This window comes from Diaphorobacter sp. LR2014-1 (assembly GCF_002916785.1).
Lineage (GTDB): Bacteria > Pseudomonadota > Gammaproteobacteria > Burkholderiales > Burkholderiaceae_C > Diaphorobacter > Diaphorobacter nitroreducens.
Genome location: NZ_MTBE01000052.1, coordinates 1 through 15867 on the forward strand (window position 1 = coordinate 1; position 15867 = coordinate 15867).

Consider the following 15867-nt stretch of genomic DNA (forward strand, 5'->3'; position numbering starts at 1 on the left):
TTAAACCAGACCAGCGCGGTAGAGTCTGAACGCCGTTGAGGCGGCCAGACCGGCCCGTGCAGTTTGGTAGGCGCTGGGGTGATAGAGCCCGTGACTGAGTACAGAACGCATGGCCGCCGCGCTGGTCTTCGTGAAGCCCGAACGGTTACGCGCGCCTTGATTGAGCGCGCATGCACAAGCAAGGGATCTGAAGATCATGTCTGTTACCTCAGTGACGGTGGGCATCGACGTGGCCAAGGCGCACGTGGATGTCTGTGTGCTGGGTGCCAAGAGCAGCGCCCAGCGGTTTGACAACGATGCCGAAGGCCACTCGGCGCTGGCGGCTGCCCTGCAGCCCCTGGACGTGGGTCTGGTGGTGATGGAGGCCACCGGCGGCTACGAGGCCGCGTTAGCGTGTGCCCTGCAGGCCACAGGCCTGCCCGTGGCGGTCATCAACCCGCGCCAGGCGCGCGACTTCGCCAAATCCATGGGACGCCTGGCCAAGACCGACGCGGTGGATGCGCGCACGCTGGCCGAGCTGGCAGCGGTGCTGCTGCGCCGCGACGATCTGCAGCGCTTCTTGCGCCCCCTGGCCGATGAGCGCCAGCAGTGGCTCGCGGCCCTGGTCACGCGCAGGCGCCAGTTGCTGACCATGCTCCATTCGGAGCGCCAACGGCTGCAGATCACGCCCAAGAAGCTGCACGCCAGCATCGAGGCCATCGAGGCGGCGATCAAGGCGCAGCTCGATGAGATCGAAGAGCAGATGGTCACGCATGTGCGCGAGCACTTTGGGGAGCTCGACACGCTGCTGCAGTCGGCTGCGGGAGTCGGCCCGGTGGCCAGTGCCACGATGATTGCCGAGCTGCCAGAGCTGGGCCGGCTGAACCGGCGCGAGATCGCTGCATTGGTGGGCGTGGCGCCCATGGCCAATGACTCCGGCGGCAGCAAGGGCAGGCGGCGCGTACAAGGCGGGCGCTTCGAGATCCGCCGCGTGCTGTACATGGCAACGCTCACGGCCACCCGCTACAACCCGGCCATCAAGGCCTTCTACGAGCGTCTGAAGGCCGCTGGCAAGTTGCCCAAGGTCGCCCTGGTCGCTTGCATGCGCAAGTTGCTCACCACGCTCAACGCCATGGTGCGCACTGGAAAACCTTGGGACAAGTCGCTTCATTGCGCTTGACTTCGAAGACGGTTACTCAGCTGCTGCAAGCGCTGCAAGCCATGACCGACCGTTTGCGTGCCATCGTGGGCGAAGTGCGCCAGGGCGCCGACAGCATTGCGGGTGCGTCGGCAGAGATTGCCGCGGGCAACCTGGACCTGTCCCGGCGCACGGAACAGCAGGCCAGTTCGCTGGAGGAAACGGCCGCTTCCCTGGAAGAGCTGACGTCGACGGTGCGTCAAAACGCCGACAACGCCCATCAAGCCAACCAGCTGGCACGCACGGCGGCGGACCAGGCACAGCAGGGCGGCCAGGTGATGGACGATGTGATGCAGACCATGCGCGCCATCGACGCGTCGTCGCGCAAGATCGTGGACATCATTGGCGTGATCGACTCCATTGCCTTCCAGACCAACATCCTTGCGCTCAACGCGGCGGTTGAAGCGGCACGGGCCGGCGAGCAAGGGCGGGGGTTTGCCGTGGTGGCCTCCGAGGTGCGCTCATTGGCCGGCCGTTCGTCCGAAGCGGCGAAGGAGATCAAGGACTTGATCGGACGTTCGGTCGATACCGTCGAGGCGGGTAACCAACTCGTGGCGAAGGCCGGCACATCCATCCAGGACATCATTCGCAGCGTTGACCAGGTGAGCGCCCTGGTGGGCGAAATCAGTGCGGCAAGCCGTGAACAGAGCTCGGGCATCGAGCAGGTGAATATCGCGGTGGCGCACATGGACCAGGCGACGCAGCAGAATGCCGCGCTCGTCGAAGAGGCCACCGCTGCGACGCAATCGCTGCAGGGCCAGGCGGCGCAAGTGGCCCAGGCCGTAGGGGTCTTTCGCGTTGATTCCTCGGCAGTCGCGTTGCCGGCACCGCAGGCCTGATCCTGGATACCACCGCACACCCCGCCGGGCCCCCGGGGCCTGGCGCTGGCGTATGGGCAACGGCTGGCTTACCTGGGCGTCAGCAACAGCCGCGCCTCGAACCCGCCAGCCTCGCCAGCCAGGGGTGACGTGAGTTGTAGCTGGGCATCGTGCTTGGCCGCAATGGTCGCGACGATGGACAGACCCAGCCCATACCCCGTGCGGTCCGCGCTCTGGCGCACATGGCGCTGCTGCAGGGTCTGCAGGCGGTCGCTGCTCACACCCGGGCCGTGGTCGCGCACGGCGATGGCGCAGCCGGGGCCCACGATGAGTTCCACCGCGCTGTCACCGGCATAGCTCAGTGCGTTCTCCAGCAGGTTGCGCAGGGCAATGGCCAGGGCGTCGAAGTCGCCCCGCGCCACGGGCGCAGGCCCTTCGTAGGCGGTCACCAGGTCCAGCCGGTCGGCGGCGCGATCATCCTGCCAAAACTCCTGCGCCACCGTGGTGGCCAGTTGGGCCAGGTCCACGGGCTCCCGGGTATAGGGAGCACTGGACTCGGCGCGCGACAGCTGCAGCAGCTTTTCGGTGCGGCGGCTCAGCGTTTGCAGCGCGGCGATGGCGGCCTGCACATCGTCATGGTGCAGGCCATGTTCCAGCGCGGTCTGTAACCGCAGGCGGGCCGCGGTGAGCGGCGTGCGCAGTTCGTGCGCGGCGTTGGCGGCCAGGGCGCGCTCCACGTCCAACGCGCGGGACAGGCGGTCCAGCAACCGGTTCACATGGTCTTCCACGCTGCGCAGTTCGCGCGGCAGGCCGGGCAGGGCGATCGGGGTGAGCTGCTGCCCGTCGCGCAGGCTGATCTCGTGCGTGAGAGCGTCCAGCACCTGCAATTCGCGCCGCGCGATGCGCCGCAGCAGCAGCGCCAGCAGGGGCAGCATGGCCACCATGACGATGCCCAGGCCGACCAGGGTGCGGTTCACCGCCTCGCGCCGCTCGTGCAGCGGGTCGGCCACCTGCATGAAGAGGGGGCGAGTGGGGTGCGACAGGGTGTAGACACGCCATCCGTGCGTGTTCGCGAAGCCCGGCGCCAGCGGTACGTCGAACTGCTCGGGCTGGGCCTCGGCCGACCGCGCCAGCACGCGCGTGTCGGGCGCGACGATCTGGTAGAGCAGGTCGGCATCGGCAAACGATCCCGGAGAGGGCAGGACCAGCGGCCCCTCGGCCGCGTCGCGCGGGCCGGCCGCGTCCAGGTGGTCCAGGGCAATATCGAAGAAACGGTGTGAGACCTCGACCAATTCGTTGTCGAAGTTGTAACTGATCTCGCGGTCCGTGTACCACACCACGCCCAGCACGCACAGCAGCCACACGCCGCCCACCCAGAGGATCAGGCTGCGCGTCAGTCGCCCCGCAAGGGTCTGCGTGCGCAATGGTCCGCGCAGGTGCGCCCTCATGCCGTTGCGCCTTCGTCAGGACGGTGCACGAGGCGGTAGCCCAACCCGCGCAGGGTCTCGATGTGTTCGCGCCCCAGCTTGCGCCGCAGCCGGCTGATGAACACCTCCAGCGTGTTGCTGTCGGCCTCGTCGTCAAAGCCATACAGCGCGTCCTGCAGGCTTTCGCGCGTGTGGATGCGCTCGGGGCGGGTTGCCATCACGCGCAGCAGCGCCCATTCCTTCTGCGTGAGCGCGATCGGCACCCCGGCGCGGCGCACCTGCTCGCGCGACAGGTCGATCTGCAGGTCGCCCAGCGCCAATACCGGTACATAGGCGGCGTTGCGGCGGCGTTCCACCGCGCGCAGGCGGGCCAGCAGTTCACCGGGGTCGTAGGGCTTGACGAGGTAGTCGTCCGCTCCCGCGTCCAGGCCGGCGATGCGGTCGCTGACCTGGTCGCGCGCCGTCAGCACGATGACGATGGGCCGGTCCTTGAGGGCACGGATCTGCGGCAGCAGGCTCAGGCCAACCCCATCGGCCAGGTGCAGGTCCAGCAGTACCGCGGCGTACTGGGCCGCGCGCAGGGCGGCGCCGGCCTGCGCCAGGCTGGGAACGGCATCGACCACGAAGGCCTTGGCGCGCAGATAGCCGCACACGGCCTCGGACAGGGCTTCGTCGTCTTCTACCAGCAGCACGCGCATGCAGATTTCTCTAAGGTGGGTGAGGCCGAAAGTGTAGGGCGCTGCAGGCGGTCTGGTGTTCATGGTGCATTCAGGCCGCGGGCGTAGCCTGAGGGGGTGCCGTTTTCTGCCCATGGCGGTGTTGTGCCGCCCTCCCTTGCCATGCCCTTCTGGAATTTGCGCCGCCTGTATGCGGTGACGTTGTTGCTTTTCCTGTTGCTCGTCTTGTGGGACGCTTCGGGCCTGGACTTGCCATTGGCCCGCCTGTTTGGCGGGGCGCAGGGCTTTGCCTGGCGTGACCACCACACCTTTGGCCTGCTGACGCATGAGGGTCCGCGCTATGCCAGCGGTGCGCTGCTGGCTTCGCTGGCGGTGGGGGTGTGGCGGCCCTGGGGATTCCTGCGCGTCATGGCGCCGGCGCAGCGCGCGCAACTGGTGCTGTCCGTCATCGGTGCGATGCTGGCGGTTTCGGTGGCCAAGCGCCTGAACACTACCAGCTGTCCCTGGGATTTGGCCGAGTTCGGCGGGGTGGCGCAGTACATCTCGCACTGGGTGTGGGGCGTGCGCGACCTGGGGCCGGGGCACTGCTTCCCTGCGGGGCATGCCTCGGCCGCGTTTGGTTTTGTAGCGGGCTGGTTCGTACTGCGCCGCGCGGCGCCGAACGTGGCGCGCCTCTGGCTGCCAGGCGCTCTGATGGCCGGGCTGGCACTGGGCTGGGCGCAGCAGATGCGCGGCGCACATTTCATGAGCCACACTCTGTGGTCCGCCTGGACCTGCTGGACCGTGGGCCTTGCGTGGGAAAGTCTGGCGCAGCTGCACGTGCGCCTGGGAGTAGCGGCAGATACAAAGCTGAACGAAGCCTGAGCGGCGTCTTCAGCTTGGCTTCAGTGGCAGGTTCCACGATGGCGGCATGTCTTCGCGCGCCTCCATTGCCTCTGCCTCCTCGGCCTCCGTGCCGCTTGTGTCATCTGCCAGCCCCCCCGACGAAGGCCTCTTGCGTGGTGCGTTGCGCCGGCTGGATGGCTGGATGACCACCCCGCTGTCGGCGCAGCAGGTGGTGGTGCGCCTGTCGCTGTACCTGGTACTGGCGGCCAACTGGCCGCTGTGGCTGCAGATCACGCGCATTGGCGGCGCGCCCAGCCTGTACCTGCGTTCAGCGGCTGCCTTGGCTGTGCTGACGGCGTGCGGCACGGTGGCCATTCTGGCATTCACCGCCTGGACGCGCGGCATGAAGCTGCTGTGGTGGCTGGTGGTCATGGTGGCCGCGCTGTCGCAGTACTACATGCTGACCTACAGCGTGGTCATGGACCCCAGCATGGCCGCCAACGTGCTGCAGACGGATGCGCGCGAGGTGGCCGATCTGCTGAGCCTGCGCATGCTGGCTGCGGTGCTGGCCGTCGCGGCGCTTCCCTCCTGGTGGTTGCTGCGTGTGCGTATTCCCGCCATGCGGCCGCTGCGCCAGGTGGGCCGCAACCTGGCGCTGCTGGTGCTGGCGCTGGGTCTGGCCGCCGGCACGGTGGCGGCCATGTCGCGGGACCTGGCGCCGCTGATGCGCAACCACCCGCACCTGCGCTACCTGATGAACCCCTTGGCCAGCCTGTACTCCACCTCCGTGTCGGCCCTGCGACCGTTGTTCGCGCGCAGCCGCACGCTGGTGCCGATGACCCAGGGCGCCGCGCTGGGCGCCAGCTATGCGGCCGGGGCGCGGCCCACGCTGTTCGTGCTGGTGGTGGGCGAGACGGCGCGCGCGGACCATTTCGGCATCAACGGCTATGGCCGCGACACCACGCCGGAGCTGACCAAACGCAACGTGATGAGCTGGCGCGAGGTGCGCTCGTGCGGCACCAGCACGCTGGCGTCGCTGCCTTGCATGTTCTCGCCACTGGGCAAGAGTGCATTCGAGTCGCGTGACAACGACTACGAGAACCTGCTGGACGTGGCGCAGGCCGCGGGTATGGGCGTGCTGTGGCTGGACAACCAGTCCGGCTGCAAGGGCGTGTGCGACCGCGTGCCGCACGCATCGGCCGCCGAAGGCCTGGATGCCGAGGCGCGCAAGCAGTTGTGCGATGGCGGAGAATGCCGCGACGAGGCCATGCTGCACAACCTGGATGCGCGCCTGGCCGCCTTGCCTGCGGCGCAGCGCGAGCGCGGCGTGCTGCTGGTGCTGCACCAGATGGGCAGCCATGGGCCGGCCTACTACAAGCGCTCGGCCGATGCAGGCAAGCGCTTCATGCCCGAATGCCGCACGGAAGTGCTGGCCGACTGCACCCACGGCGAACTGGTGAACGCCTACGACAACTCCATCGCCGCAACGGACGCCTTCCTGGGCAAGACCATCGACTGGCTGCGTGGCCAGAGCGCCAAGTACGACACGGCCCTGCTGTACCTGAGCGACCATGGCGAGTCGCTGGGCGAGTACGGGTTGTTCCTGCACGGCATGCCCTACGGCGTGGCGCCCGACATGCAAAAGCACGTGCCCATGGTGGCGTGGATGGACACCTCCTTCCTGCGCCGTGACGGGTTGGCGTCCGACTGCCTGCGCGCCAGCGGCGATGCGCCGTTGACGCACGACAACCTCTACCACACCGTGCTGGGCCTGCTGGACGTGCAGTCGCCTTCCTACCAGCGCCCGCTGGATGCCTTCAGCGGCTGCCGGAGCGCCGTATTGGCATCCAAATAAAAACAGCAGCCAGCGCTTATCTATAAAGCGCGAGCAGCTATTGTTTTAAGAGCGTCTTGGCGCTCAGGCCTTCTTCTCACGCGGCAGGCGGCCCATCAGGTAGAACTCGGGATTGGGCTGCATGCCGGCAAAGCTGGCCATACGGTTGGACAGGCCGAAGAACGCCGTGATCGCGGCAATGTCCCAGATATCCTCGTCGTCAAACCCGTGGGGGTACAACGTCTCGAAGTCGGCGTCCTCGATCTCGTGCGCGCGCTGGCAGACCTTCATGGCGAAGTCCAGCATCGCCCTTTGGCGCGCAGAAATGTCCGCCTTGCGGTAGTTCACCGCCACCTGATCGGCCACCAGCGGCTTTTTCTCGTAGATGCGCAGGATAGCCCCGTGTGCCACCACGCAGTACAGGCACTGGTTGGCAGCGCTGGTGGTGGTGACGATCATCTCGCGCTCGCCCTTGGTGAGGCTGCCTTCTTCCTTCAGCATCAGCGCATCGTGGTAGGCGAAGAACGCGCGCCATTCGGCCGGGCGGCGGGCGAACGCCAGGAACACGTTGGGGATGAACCCGGCCTTTTCCTGCACCTCCAGGATGCGGGCGCGGATGTCCTCGGGCAATGTGTTCAGGTCGGGGAAGGGATAGCGCTCGGCCATGGGTGTCTCCGATTTTTTATGAAAGGTCTGGTCCGAGCATAGCCGAGCGTGCTGCACCTTCGCGCGAGCACAGCAGCGCCATCAATGCGTCCATGGCCTGACCCAGTGCGGCGATGTACGGGTTGGCGGGTTCCAGTTGCTGCAGTGCGCACTGCGCGGCCTCCAGCGTGCTGAGCTGGTGCGGCGCGTGCGCCTTGCGCACGGCGTAACGCGTGGGCGGTACCTGCTGCAGGGCCAGGCGCGGCAGGGCCTGCAACGCAGGGTTGGCCCACAGCATCCTGCGGCTCTTGCGCCAGGTACCGTCCAGCACCACCAGGCGCAGCCGTTCGGGCGCTGCCAGCCAGTCGGTCGACAGCGGCGGTGCGGGCAGCATGGGGTGCTGCGGGTCGGGCGGCGTGGGCGGGTACAACAGCACTGCGTGGCGCGGTGCCTGCCGGTCGCCATCAACCCAGGGGGCGTTGATTTCCTGCGCCAAGGCAGCGTCGCCGAACGTTTCGCCCACCACGATGCGGCTGCCCGTCAGGCACAGGTGCAGCAGCCGTGCCGTGCCCTTGGCTTGGTGCTGCTCCAGCGGGTGCATGAGGATCAGTACCTGCACTTGGTGCGCCACGGGCCGCACGGCGGCGCAGATGCAGGCTGCGGCGGGGCGCTGGCAGCGGGGGCATACGGGCCGGCGGGGCAGGTGGGTGCAGGAGGGCATCGGGCTTGTCAAAAACAGAAGCGCCCAGCGCTTGTCAGGTAAGGGCTGGGCGGTATCTTGATGCTTGGCCCGGGTGCGGGCCTGGGCAGGGCGGCGGCGGTGCTTATTACAGCGTGCCGGCGCGCACGGCTTCCAGGGCAGCCTTCACGCCGGCGCCGTAGGCCGGGTCGGCCTGGGTGCAGTGCGCGATGTGGCGGTCAATGATGTGCTGCGACACGCCGTTGATGTTGCGCGCGGTGTTCTCGCACAGCAGGCGCTGCTTCTCCGGCGTCATCAGGCGGAACAGGTCGCCGGGCTGGGTGAAGTAGTCATCGTCGTCCTCGCGGTAGTTCCAGCGGCTGGCGTCGCCGTAGAGCTTTTCCACCGGTTCGGCGAACTCGGGCTGCTCCTGCCACGCACCCTTGGTGTTGGGTTCGTACGCAATGGTGCGGCCGGCGTTGCCGTCCACGCGCATGGCACCGTCGCGGTGGTAAATGTTGACCGGGCAGCGCGCGGCGTTCACCGGGATCTGGTGGTGGTTCACACCCAGGCGGTAGCGCGCGGCGTCGGCGTACGAGAACAGGCGCGACTGCAGCATGCGGTCGGGCGAAGGGCCGATGCCGGGCACCAGGTTGCTGGGCGCGAACGAGGCCTGCTCCACGTCGGCGTAGTAGTTGTCGGGGTTACGGTTGAGCTCCATCACGCCGACCTCGATCAGCGGGAAGTCCTTCTTGCTCCACACCTTGGTCAGGTCGAAGGGGTGGAAGCGGTAGGTCTGCGCCTGCGCTTCGGTCATGATCTGCACGCACAGCTTCCACTTCGGGAAGTCGCCACGGTCGATGGCTTGCAGCAGGTCGCGCTGGCTGCTTTCGCGGTCATGGGCGACCACGGCGGCGGCCTCCTGGTCGGACAGGTTCTCGATGCCCTGTTGGCAGACCCAGTGGAACTTCACGTAATGGCGCTCGCCCGCGTGGTTGATGAGGCTGTAGGTGTGCGAGCCGAAGCCGTGCATGTGGCGGTAGCCGCGCGGAATGCCGCGGTCGCTCATCACGATGGTGATCTGGTGCAGCGCCTCAGGCAGGCCGGTCCAGAAGTCCCAGTTGCTCTCGGCGCTGCGCATGTTGGTGTAGGGGTCGCGCTTGACGGCCTTGTTCAGGTCGGGGAACTTGAGAGGGTCGCGGAAGAAGAAGACCGGCGTGTTGTTGCCCACCAGATCCCAGTTGCCTTCCTCGGTGTACATCTTCACGGCGAAGCCGCGGATGTCACGCTCGGCGTCGGCCGCGCCGCGCTCACCGGCCACGGTGGAAAAGCGCGCGAACAACTCGGTCTGCTTGCCGATCGCCGAGAACACCTTGGCGCGGGTGTAGCGGGTGATGTCGCCCGTCACGGTGAAGGTGCCGAAGGCGCCCGAGCCCTTGGCGTGCATGCGCCGCTCGGGGATCACCTCGCGGTGGAAGTGGGCGAGCTTTTCCAGGTGCCACAGGTCTTGCAGGAGCATGGGGCCGCGCGGGCCCGCGGTCAGCGAATCCTGGTTATTGGCCACGGGTGCGCCGGCGGCGGTAGTGAGGCGATGGGTCATGGGAGAGCTCCTTTCTGGACTGCTGCGGGTTAAATAGATGTGAACTATTTGTTTTGGAGAATTATTGTTTCTATCTATTTAAACGGCAAGCCCAAACCCATTGAATTTCCGCAACGCGGCAATAGACGCAGGCTTGCCTACACTGTAGAGCGGTAACCTGGAAGAAGGTTTGACATGCATTACGACATCGTGATCGTGGGGGGTGGGGCCGGCGGCCTGGAACTGGCTGCACGCCTGGGCCGCGCGCTGGGGCCGCGCCAAGGGCGTGAGCGGGTGCTGCTGGTGGACCGCTTTGCGTTCCACATCTGGAAGCCCACGCTGCACGAAGTCGCGGCCGGGACGCTGGACGCCCATCAGGAGGGTCTGTCGTACCCCGTGCTCGCGCGGCGCAACCATTTCAGCTTCACCATGGGCGAACTGGCCGGGCTGGACGCCGCGCGCAAGACCATCGCCCTGGCCCCTCAGCGCAATGCACATGGCGAGGAGGTGGTGCCCGCGCGCACGCTGAGCTTCACGCGTTTGGTGCTGGCGCTGGGCAGCGGCTCCAACGCCTTTGGCACGCCGGGCATCGAACACGCCTATCTGCTGGAAAACGTGCGCGATGCACAGCGCTTTCATGCCGACTGGCTGAGCGCCTGCGCGCGGGCATCGTTCACGGACAAGCGCGCGCTGTCCATCGCCATCGTAGGCGCGGGCGCCACGGGCGTGGAGCTGTCCGCCGAGCTGCTGGAAGCCCATGCCGAACTGCTGGAGAGCCTGGGCAGCAGCCAGCGTTTTCGGCTGGACGTGACGCTGGTGGAGGCGGGCGACCGCATTCTGGGCGGCCTGCCCGAGCGCATCTCTGCCCAGGCCGCCGTGGCCCTGCGCCGCAAGCAGGTGCGGGTGATGACGGGCACACGTGTGCTGGAGCTGCGTCCGGGCGTGCTGGTCACCTCGGCCGGAGAGATCGCGGCCGAGATGATGGTCTGGGCCGCGGGCATCAAGGCCGCGGACGCCAACGCCGCGCTGGGCCTGGAAGTGAACCGGCTCAACCAGTTCGTGGTGGACGAGCGGCTGCGCACCTCGGCCCCTGACGTGCTGGCCCTGGGCGACTGCGCGGCCTGCGTGTGGGAGGGCGGGCGCATGGTGCCGGCACGCGCGCAGGCCGCGCACCAGCAGGCCGACTACCTGGCGCGCGTGCTGCTGGCGCTGCTGCGCGAGCGCGAGGTGACGCAGCCCTTCGTCTACCGCGACTTCGGCTCACTCGTGTCGCTGGGCGAGAACAAGGGCGTGGGCAACCTGATGGGCGGCCTGGCGGGGCGCAACTTCTTCGTGGAAGGGCTGATCGCCAAGTGGATGTACATGTCGCTGCACTTGATGCACCACCGCGCCATCCTGGGCCTGGGCAAGACGGCGGTGCTGGCGCTGGCGCGGCTGCTGCAGCAACGCGTGTCGGGGCGGCTCAAACTGCACTGACCGGCGCGACGGCGGTTTCAAAAACCATAGCTGGCAGCGCTTGCTGCGACTTGATTTCAGGCAATAAGCGCCTTGAATTGCTTGAGTGGCAAGCGCCAACAGCTCACTTTTTTGATGACTTATCCCGCCAGCAGCTTCTGCACCAGGTCCGCGGCCGTGGACGCGCCGTACTTGCGCATGAGCCGCGCGCGGTAGATCTCCACCGTGCGGTGGCTGATGTCCAGCGCGCGGCCGATCTCCTTGGAGGTCATGCCGTCCAGCAGCCGCGCGGCCACCTCGCGTTCGCGCGCCGTCAACTCGGCGCGCACGGGGCGCTGCGCGCTCAGGTCCTCGAAGCTCCAGATGCCCGAGGCGTGCGGATCGTTGCGATCCAGCGCGCGACCGGACACGTGGCACCAGAAGGTTTCGCCGTTGGCGCGCTTCATGATGCGGTTGTCGGCATAGTGGCCGCGTGCGTTCAGGATGGGCGCCATGCGTGCGCCCAGCCGCTCATATTCGTCCGGGCTGGGGTAGAGGATCTGGAACGACTGGCCGATGAGCAGTTCGCGCGAGGCGCCGAACATCTCGCACACATGTCGGTTGCAATCCACCATGGTGCGGTTGCGCGAAATCACCAGGCCCACGGGTGCCATCTCGAAGGCCAAGCGGTAGTCGGCAACATTCATAGTGGTGCAAGTCTTTAGGGAAAACTACTTAAAAAACTACGTAGTATCGTAGCGTATCCACCCAGCAAACCAGGAGACTGTAGTGAACAAGCTTTACCCCTCGGCGGCCGAAGCGCTCAAGGGCGTCGTGGCCGATGGCCAGCTGATGGCCGTTGGCGGTTTCGGCCTGTGCGGCATTCCAGAGGCCTTGATCGATGCGCTGCAGGCCAGCGGCGTGAAGGACCTCACGGTGATTTCCAACAACGCGGGCGTTGACGGCTTCGGCCTGGGCAAGCTGCTGGAGACGCGCCAGATCAAGAAGATGATCAGCTCCTACGTGGGCGAGAACAAGGAGTTCGAGCGCCAGTACCTCGCGGGCGAGCTGGAGCTGGAGTTCACCCCGCAGGGCACGCTGGCCGAAAAGCTGCGTGCCGGCGGCGCGGGCATCCCGGCCTTCTTCACCAAAACCGGCGTGGGCACCATCGTGGCCGAGGGCAAGGAGCTGCGCGAGTTCGACGGCGAGACCTACGTGATGGAACGCTCGCTGGTGCCGCAGGTTTCGCTGGTCAAGGCGCAGCGGGCCGACAAGTCGGGCAATCTGCAGTTCCGCCTGACGGCACGCAACTTCAACCCGGCCGCCGCCATGGCGGGCAAGCTGTGCATCGTCGAGGTGGAGGAGGTGGTGGAGACGGGCGCGCTGGACCCCGACCAGATCCACCTGCCCGGCATCTACGTGCACCGCATCGTGCACAACCCGAACCCCGAGAAGCGCATCGAGAAGCGCACCATCACCGAGAAAGCAGGAGCCTGAACCATGCCGTGGACCCAAGACCAGATGGCGGCCCGCGCCGCGCAAGAACTCGAAGACGGCTTCTACGTCAACTTAGGGATAGGCATTCCCACGCTGGTGGCCAATTTCACCGGCGACAAAGAGGTGTGGCTGCAGTCGGAGAACGGCATGCTGGGCATCGGTGCCTTTCCCACCGAGGACAAGGTGGATGCCGACCTCATCAACGCCGGCAAGCAGACCGTCACCACCATCCCCGGTTCGTCCATCTTCAGTTCGGACCAGTCGTTCGCGATGATCCGTGGCGGCAAGATCAACCTGTCCATCCTGGGCGCCATGCAGGTCAGCGAGAAGGGCGACCTGGCCAACTGGATGATCCCCGGCAAGATGGTCAAGGGCATGGGCGGCGCCATGGACCTGGTGGCCGGTGTCAAGCGCGTGATCGTGCTCATGGAGCATGTGGCGCGCAAGAAGGACGGCACCACCGACCTGAAGATCCTGCCGGCCTGCACGCTGCCGCTGACGGGCGTGGGCGTGGTGGACCGCATCATCACCGACCTGGGCGTGATGGACGTCACCCCCGAAGGCCTGAAGCTGGTGGAGTTGGCGCCGGGTGTGAGCTTCGAGGACATCCAGTCCAAGACCGGCGTGCCGCTGCTGCGCTGAGGGCAGGCACCCGCCAGGCCGCATGCGCATGCACGGCGGGGGCGCGGGGCCAAAACTACGGGCCGGGTGGGATCACCCGGCTTTTTTGTCTTTTTGCGCAAGGCAAAGCGCCGTATAGTGCGCGTGACATTTTTTAACATTTCGTCTGCGCATGAACGCACCCGACCTCAGCCCGGCGGCTTTTGCCGACGGAGACAGCCATTACCTGCGCGCCATCACCGACATGGCCGATCGCCGCACCGTGGTCACGCAGGAAGCGCTCTACACCGATCGGGGCATCAAGCTGGTGGACAAGGGCGCGCGCGTGGACAGCCGGCTCTACGACCGCTTGGTCAAGCACAAGCTGCGCGGCAGCATCGACGAGCATCTGGCCATGGACGACATGGTCAACGTGCAGTCCATCGTGCAATTGGCCGCGTCGCAGTGCGAGCACGACACGCTGGCCTATCTGCTGGTGCACACGCTGGAGGGCATGACCGCCGAGAAGCTGCTCGCGCCCGTGCGCGCCATGCTGCTGCCGCCGTCCCTGGCCTTCAAGCTCACCGTCATGCGCGAGCAGCATCCAGCGCTGTTCGAGCACAGCGTGCGCATGATGCTGGCGGCCGTGTACCTGGGCATCAAGAGCGGCTGGAGCGACCGCGAATGCGTGCCTCTGGCGACGGCGGCGCTGCTGCACGACATCGGCGTGCTGCACATGGACCCCGTCTGGCACGACCCGGCCAACAAGATGACGGCCGTCGGGCGCCAGCAGCTCATGGCGCACCCCATCACGGCCATGTTGATCATCCGGGGGCAGAACATGTTCCCGCGCGTGGTGGAGCAGGCCGTACTGGAACACCATGAATGCATGGATGGCAGCGGTTATCCGCGCGGCCTGCAGGGGGACCAGATCTCGCTCATGGGGCAGATCCTGATGGTGGCCGAGGTGGTGGCCGCCTTCTTCGAGAAATACGCCAACGAGGCCGCGGCCCAGCGCCTGTCGCTCACGCTGCGCCTGAACCACCGCAAGTTCCCCGCAGCGCTCATCGCCTGTCTGCTGCCCGTGCTGCAGATACGCGCCGTGCAAACCGATGTACAGGTCACGCCGGCAGATGTGGAGCGGCTGATTGAGCAGTTGTCCACGGCCTTCGGCGACTGGGACACCCGCCGCGCCGGGCTGCAGCCAGAGGCTGCGGAATCCGAGGCCTGCGCCTTCGTGGAGCAGCGGCTTTCCGCGCTGCAAAAAACCCTGTTCGAGGCCGGCTCCCATCCCCAGCAGCAGGCCGAGGCCCTGCAGTACCTGCAGGGCGATGAACAAGGCCTGGCCGAACTGGCCCTGCTGGGGCGGGAAGCCCTGTGGCAGCTGCAGGGCATCGTGGATGCCACCCACAGCCGCTGGCTCACGCTGGAGCACAGCCCGCAGGCGGGCGACCAGGCGGTCGTGCAGTGGCGCGATGCCTGCGCGGTGCGCTTGGCGCAGCGCTGAGATTCGCTCCCTGACGCACCCCCGGATCAGACGCTAGGCCCTGACGCCGGCCGGGTTGGAGCCGCCAACCGCCGATGATTACTGTATATTTGAAAGGGGTATCTATTTAGCTCCAGTGACGTGAGAATAGCTGGATGGAAACCCAGATGCTAACGCCAACTCCTGGAGGGGACTACCCCCGCACCTGGAACGAATTTCTTGACTGGTTTGCCACCGAAGAGGCTTGCCAGGCGTTCCTGGAGAAGCTTCGGTGGCCCCAAGGCTTCGTCTGCCCGCGTTGCGGCAACGCTGGCGATGTGTACCGCGCCAGCCGCACCCGCCTGATGTGCCGCTCATGCCAGTACCAAGGCACAGTGACATCTGGAACCATCTTTGACAAGACGCGCACACCGCTGCGTGTCTGGCTGGCTGCAGCTTGGTACCTGACCAATCAGAAACAAGGCGTGAGCGCCCTGGGGCTGCAGCGCGTATTGGGTTTGGGGAGCTACCAGACCGCCTGGACCATGCTGCACCGGTTTCGACGTGCCATGGTCCGCCCGGGCCGGGACAAGCTCAAGGGGCTTGTGGAGGTGGATGAAACGTACCTGTCCATCACGGATCGCAAGAATCCCGCCACCCCTGCAGGGCGCAAGAGCAGCACCACCAAAGTGTTGATGGTCATGGCGGTGGAGATCGTGGAGCCCAAGGGGTTTGGGCGCATCCGGTTACGCCGCATTGACCGAGACGCCGCCACCCACGTAATCCCCTTTGTGCAGGAGGTGGTCGAGCCTGGAGCCCAGGTACGCACGGATGGTTCGGCGGCATACCGCGCTCTGGGAGAACTGGGTTACACCCACCAGCGCACCGTCATGCTCGGCTCAGGCGTACCTGCCCATGTCTCCATGGCGGGAGTGCACCGGGTCGCCTCACTGGTACAGCGCTGGGTGCTGGGAACACATCATGGCTCTGTACAGCCAGACCACCTGGACGCCTATCTCGATGAATTCGTGTTCCGTTTCAACCGGCGCACATCCAGCTCACGCGGGATGCTGTTTTACCGCTTGCTGCAGCAAGCGGTGGTTACGCCGCCAGTGACGTATGGGGATGTCGTGAGCAAGAACACCGGGGAGAGCCAATCGGATACCATTGCTGGATGAAATCACAGTATCAATGGGGCTGCTGGAGCTAA

The 15867-nt window shown here is 66.4% G+C and carries 14 protein-coding genes and 1 pseudogene; 9 read left to right on the top strand and 6 right to left on the bottom strand.

Translation table 11 applies throughout. The features are described 5' to 3' along the window. The first annotated feature begins 193 nt into the window (after window positions 1-193). Entirely contained in the window at window positions 194-1159 is a 966-nt protein-coding gene (locus BV908_RS20525) for an IS110 family transposase (protein ID WP_078465000.1), read from the top strand. A 17-nt stretch (window positions 1160-1176) separates the two neighbouring features. Then, a pseudogene (locus tag BV908_RS20530) lies at window positions 1177-2016 on the top strand (methyl-accepting chemotaxis protein); the annotation flags it as partial. Between the two features lie 68 nt (window positions 2017-2084). On the opposite strand, the gene BV908_RS20535 reads toward BV908_RS20530, so the two are convergent. Further along, the gene (locus BV908_RS20535) at window positions 2085-3443 is read right to left on the bottom strand and encodes an ATP-binding protein (RefSeq protein ID WP_103739084.1); all 1359 of its coding nucleotides are present in this window, start codon (window positions 3441-3443) and stop codon (window positions 2085-2087) included. Further along, window positions 3440-4120 (bottom strand): response regulator transcription factor, encoded by a 681-nt coding sequence (locus tag BV908_RS20540; protein WP_103739085.1) that lies wholly within the window; start codon window positions 4118-4120, stop codon window positions 3440-3442. Before BV908_RS20540 ends, BV908_RS20535 begins: the two co-directional genes overlap by 4 nt. Window positions 4121-4261: 141 nt before the next feature. Between BV908_RS20540 and BV908_RS20545 the strand changes: the two genes are divergently transcribed. Together BV908_RS20545 and BV908_RS20550 are read left to right on the top strand one after the other, a co-directional pair. Then, window positions 4262-4963, top strand: coding sequence for a phosphatase PAP2 family protein (locus BV908_RS20545; RefSeq protein ID WP_103739086.1), 702 nt, complete (start codon window positions 4262-4264; stop codon window positions 4961-4963). Between the two features lie 163 nt (window positions 4964-5126). Continuing rightward, window positions 5127-6779: a phosphoethanolamine--lipid A transferase gene (locus BV908_RS20550; RefSeq protein WP_103739091.1), complete on the top strand. Its 1653-nt coding sequence runs from the start codon at window positions 5127-5129 to the stop codon at window positions 6777-6779. Window positions 6780-6842: 63 nt separating this feature from the next. On the opposite strand, the gene BV908_RS20555 is transcribed toward BV908_RS20550, so the two are convergent. The 3 genes from BV908_RS20555 to BV908_RS20565 all read right to left on the bottom strand — a co-directional run bounded on the left by BV908_RS20555 (window position 6843) and on the right by BV908_RS20565 (window position 9682). Further along, window positions 6843-7424 carry a peroxidase-related enzyme gene (locus BV908_RS20555; RefSeq protein ID WP_103739087.1) on the bottom strand — a complete coding sequence of 194 codons (582 nt, stop codon included), beginning with the start codon at window positions 7422-7424 and terminating at the stop codon, window positions 6843-6845. Between the two features lie 16 nt (window positions 7425-7440). Then, window positions 7441-8124, bottom strand: coding sequence for a tRNA-uridine aminocarboxypropyltransferase (locus BV908_RS20560; protein ID WP_103739088.1), 684 nt, complete (start codon window positions 8122-8124; stop codon window positions 7441-7443). Between the two features lie 106 nt (window positions 8125-8230). Then, the gene (locus tag BV908_RS20565; RefSeq protein ID WP_103739089.1) at window positions 8231-9682 is read right to left on the bottom strand and encodes a catalase; all 1452 of its coding nucleotides are present in this window, start codon (window positions 9680-9682) and stop codon (window positions 8231-8233) included. A gap of 174 nt (window positions 9683-9856) precedes the next feature. On the opposite strand from BV908_RS20565, the gene BV908_RS20570 reads away from it, so the two are divergent. Beyond that, the gene (locus tag BV908_RS20570) at window positions 9857-11137 is read left to right on the top strand and encodes an FAD-dependent oxidoreductase (protein WP_015913295.1); all 1281 of its coding nucleotides are present in this window, start codon (window positions 9857-9859) and stop codon (window positions 11135-11137) included. A 119-nt stretch (window positions 11138-11256) separates the two neighbouring features. Here BV908_RS20570 and BV908_RS20575 read toward each other — a convergent pair whose 3' ends face one another. Next, the gene (locus tag BV908_RS20575; RefSeq protein ID WP_088886809.1) at window positions 11257-11802 is read right to left on the bottom strand and encodes a PAS and helix-turn-helix domain-containing protein; all 546 of its coding nucleotides are present in this window, start codon (window positions 11800-11802) and stop codon (window positions 11257-11259) included. 82 nt (window positions 11803-11884) lie between these two features. On the opposite strand from BV908_RS20575, the gene BV908_RS20580 reads away from it, so the two are divergent. From BV908_RS20580 to BV908_RS20595, 4 genes are all read left to right on the top strand, one after another. Next, window positions 11885-12592, top strand: a complete 708-nt coding sequence (locus BV908_RS20580; protein ID WP_011805209.1) for a CoA transferase subunit A — start codon at window positions 11885-11887, stop codon at window positions 12590-12592. A 3-nt stretch (window positions 12593-12595) separates the two neighbouring features. Next, complete coding sequence (locus tag BV908_RS20585) at window positions 12596-13234, top strand: 3-oxoacid CoA-transferase subunit B (RefSeq protein WP_011805210.1); 639 nt, start codon at window positions 12596-12598, stop codon at window positions 13232-13234. 151 nt (window positions 13235-13385) lie between these two features. Beyond that, window positions 13386-14699, top strand: a complete 1314-nt coding sequence (locus BV908_RS20590) for an HD domain-containing phosphohydrolase (protein WP_103739090.1) — start codon at window positions 13386-13388, stop codon at window positions 14697-14699. Window positions 14700-14833: 134 nt separating this feature from the next. Beyond that, the gene (locus BV908_RS20595) at window positions 14834-15835 is read left to right on the top strand and encodes an IS1595-like element ISCsp2 family transposase (RefSeq protein ID WP_011805635.1); all 1002 of its coding nucleotides are present in this window, start codon (window positions 14834-14836) and stop codon (window positions 15833-15835) included. The last annotated feature ends 32 nt before the right edge of the window (window positions 15836-15867 follow it).

Bases quoted from the DNA above. Each gene is read 5' to 3' on its own strand.
- BV908_RS20575 (WP_088886809.1), bottom strand. From the start codon at position 11,802: ATGAATGTTGCCGACTACCGCTTGGCCTTCGAGATGGCACCCGTGGGC.
- BV908_RS20545 (WP_103739086.1), top strand. From the start codon at position 4,262: ATGCCCTTCTGGAATTTGCGCCGCCTGTATGCGGTGACGTTGTTGCTT.
- BV908_RS20595 (WP_011805635.1), top strand. From the start codon at position 14,834: ATGGAAACCCAGATGCTAACGCCAACTCCTGGAGGGGACTACCCCCGC.
- BV908_RS20565 (WP_103739089.1), bottom strand. From the start codon at position 9,682: ATGACCCATCGCCTCACTACCGCCGCCGGCGCACCCGTGGCCAATAAC.
- BV908_RS20550 (WP_103739091.1), top strand. From the start codon at position 5,127: ATGACCACCCCGCTGTCGGCGCAGCAGGTGGTGGTGCGCCTGTCGCTG.
- BV908_RS20535 (WP_103739084.1), bottom strand. From the start codon at position 3,443: ATGAGGGCGCACCTGCGCGGACCATTGCGCACGCAGACCCTTGCGGGG.
- BV908_RS20570 (WP_015913295.1), top strand. From the start codon at position 9,857: ATGCATTACGACATCGTGATCGTGGGGGGTGGGGCCGGCGGCCTGGAA.
- BV908_RS20590 (WP_103739090.1), top strand. From the start codon at position 13,386: ATGAACGCACCCGACCTCAGCCCGGCGGCTTTTGCCGACGGAGACAGC.
- BV908_RS20585 (WP_011805210.1), top strand. From the start codon at position 12,596: ATGCCGTGGACCCAAGACCAGATGGCGGCCCGCGCCGCGCAAGAACTC.
- BV908_RS20555 (WP_103739087.1), bottom strand. From the start codon at position 7,424: ATGGCCGAGCGCTATCCCTTCCCCGACCTGAACACATTGCCCGAGGAC.
- BV908_RS20560 (WP_103739088.1), bottom strand. From the start codon at position 8,124: ATGCCCTCCTGCACCCACCTGCCCCGCCGGCCCGTATGCCCCCGCTGC.
- BV908_RS20540 (WP_103739085.1), bottom strand. From the start codon at position 4,120: ATGCGCGTGCTGCTGGTAGAAGACGACGAAGCCCTGTCCGAGGCCGTG.